We start from the raw sequence: 2,592 nt of genomic DNA on the forward strand, positions 1-2,592 counted from the left end.
CGGGCGGGGGACACCGGGGCGGCGGCGCGGAAGGCGGGCCTGGCCGTGTCGGTGTGCCGGTGGGCCGACACCGACTTCGACACGCTCGTCGCGGACGCCTCCGTGCTGGTGAGCACCGTCCCCGCGGACGCGGTCACCGGGCGGTCGGCCGCACTGGCGTCGGTGCCGTCGGTACTGGACGTCATCTACGACCCGTGGCCGACGCCGCTCGCGCGGGCGGTCGCCGAGGCGGGCGGCCGGATCGCGACCGGTCTGGACATGCTGCTGCACCAGTCGTTCGGGCAGGTGGATCAGTTCACCGGCCTGCCCGCGCCCCGGGAGGAGATGCGCGACGCGCTGGCCGAGGCGACCGGGCACGTGCTCCCACTCCCGCTGGGCTAGCGTGGCCGCATGCGGATCGCGATTCTCGACGACTACCAGAACGTGGCGCGGGACCTGGCCGACTGGGACTCGTTGGGCGCGGCGGAGGTGACGGTGTTCACCGACCACGTCGCCGACCGTGACGAGCTGGTGCGGCGGCTGGCCGGGTTCGACGTCGTGGTGGCGATGCGCGAGCGCACTCCGTTCCCGGAGCCGGTGCTGGCACGGCTGCCGGACCTGCGGCTGTTGGTCACCACCGGCGCCCGGAACGCGTCGATCGACGTGGCCGCCGCCGCGCGGCACGGGGTCGTGGTGTGCGGCACCGGCTACCTGCCGCACCCCACGGTGGAACTGACCTGGGCGTTGATCCTCGCCGCGCAGCGGCACCTGCCCACCGAGGTCGCCGCGATGCGCGCGGGCGGCTGGCAGAGCACCCTCGGCACGGGCCTGCGCGGCAGCACACTCGGGCTGCTGGGTCTGGGCAGGCTCGGCTCCCAGGTGGCCCGGGTCGGCCAGGCCTTCGGCATGCGCACCCTCGCGTGGAGCCGGAACCTGACGGCGGAGCGGGCGGCCGAACACGACGTCACCGCCGTATCCCGGGAGACCCTGGTCGCCGAGGCCGACGTGCTCTCGGTGCACCTGGTGCTCAGCGAGCGGACCCGGGGACTGATCGGGGCGGCGGAACTGGCGGCGATGAAGACCACCGCCTTGCTGGTCAACACCTCACGCGGGGCCATCGTGGACGAGGACGCGCTGGTCGCCGCCCTGCGGCGGGGTGAGATCGGCGGCGCCGCGCTCGACGTCTACGAACACGAGCCGCTGCCCGCCGACCACCCGCTGCGGTCGCTGCCGAACGCGCTGCTCACCCCGCACATCGGCTTCGTCACCCGGGACGTCTACGAGGTCTTCTACCGGGACGCCGTCGCCGACATCGCCGCCTTCCAGGCCGGAACCCCCACCCGCGTCCTCACCCCCTGACCGCGAGTCGACACTCCGGACCCGCGAGTCGACGGTACAGCCCCCGCGAGTCGACGCCTCCGTGGCACGACGGGCCGGTGGCCTCTCCGGGTGGTGGGGTCAGCCGAGTTCGGCGAGGACGGCGTCCGAGAACTCGGGCCACGCCTCGGCCGCCCACGGGCCGAAGTCCCGGTCGGTGAGCGCCACACAGGCCAGTTCCGCGTCCGGGTCGACCCAGAGGAACGTCCCGGACTGTCCGAAGTGCCCGAACGTGCGCGGCGAGGCGCGCTTGCCGGTCCAGTGCGGGTCCTTGCCGTCCCGGATCTCGAAGCCGAGTCCCCAGTCGTTCGGCTTCTGGTGTCCGAAACCGGGCAGCACCCCGTTGAGGCCGCCGAAGGCGACCCGGGTCGCGAGGTCGAGGGTGGACCGGTCGACCAGTGCGGGTTCCTGGAGCTCACGGGCGAAGACGAGCAGATCGTCCAGGGTGGACGACGCATCGGCGCCAGGGGACCCTTCCAGCCGCGTGTCGACCATCCCGAGCGGCTGGAACAGGGCCTCCTTCTGGTACTCGTCGAAGGCGATGCCGGTGTGTTCCCCCACGGCCGCGGCGAGCTGCTCGAACCCGGCGCTGGAGTACAGCCTGCGCTCGCCGGGCGCCGCGTACACCGTGTGCTCGGTGAAGCCGAGCCCCGCCGTGTGCGCGAGCAGGTGACGGACGGTGGAGCCCTCGGGGCCCGCGGGGGTGTCGAGTTCCAGCGCACCCTCCTCGATCGCGATCAGGGTGGTGTGCGCGGTGAGCAGCTTCGTGACCGAGGCGAGGGGGAAGACGCGCGTGCGGTCGCCGTGGGCGAACGGCACCGTCCCGTCGGGCCGGACCACCGCGACGGCGGCGTTGGGCACGGGCCACTGTTCGACCAAACGCAGGGTGTCCATGTGTCCCCACCCTAACGCCGTGCCCTCCGCCGGAGCGGACGCGGTGCGCGCGGGACTCATTCCCCCGTGCCGAGGTGTCCGGTGAACCATCCGGTCGCCAGCCGGGCGACCTGTTCCAGGGCCCCGGGCTCCTCGAACAGGTGGGTGGCTCCCGGCACCACCCGGGTCTCGTACTCGGTGTCCAGGCGCTCCGCGGCCCGTTCGTTGAGCCGCAGGACCTGCTCGTCCCGGCCCCCGACGATCAGCAGCGTCGGGCAGCGCACCTCCGACAGCGCCGGGCCCGCCAGGTCGGGCCTACCGCCCCGGGACACCACCGCCCCCACCCGCCCCGGTCTGCGGGCC

Annotated in this window: 3 protein-coding genes and 1 pseudogene; 2 read left to right on the forward strand and 2 right to left on the reverse strand. The window is 73.7% G+C overall.

All coding sequences use genetic code 11. From position 1 onward, the window contains the following. Both SACHA_RS25465 and SACHA_RS0113300 read left to right on the forward strand, forming a co-directional pair. Nucleotides 1-381, forward strand: a pseudogene (locus SACHA_RS25465) (shikimate dehydrogenase); the annotation flags it as partial. 9 nt (nt 382-390) lie between these two features. Beyond that, on the forward strand, nt 391-1,338 hold the full coding sequence (locus SACHA_RS0113300; protein ID WP_019810566.1) for a D-2-hydroxyacid dehydrogenase family protein: 948 nt from the start codon (nt 391-393) through the stop codon (nt 1,336-1,338). Nucleotides 1,339-1,437: 99 nt separating this feature from the next. Here SACHA_RS0113300 and SACHA_RS0113305 read toward each other — a convergent pair whose 3' ends face one another. Next, nucleotides 1,438-2,250: a serine hydrolase domain-containing protein gene (locus SACHA_RS0113305; protein ID WP_019810568.1), complete on the reverse strand. Its 813-nt coding sequence runs from the start codon at nt 2,248-2,250 to the stop codon at nt 1,438-1,440. A 56-nt stretch (nt 2,251-2,306) separates the two neighbouring features. Beyond that, nucleotides 2,307-2,592, reverse strand: a 286-nt coding sequence (locus SACHA_RS0113310) for a dienelactone hydrolase family protein (protein WP_083935851.1), incomplete at its 5' end; no start/stop codon positions are given.

This window comes from Saccharomonospora halophila 8 (genome assembly GCF_000383775.1).
In the GTDB taxonomy this organism is placed as follows: domain Bacteria; phylum Actinomycetota; class Actinomycetes; order Mycobacteriales; family Pseudonocardiaceae; genus Saccharomonospora; species Saccharomonospora halophila.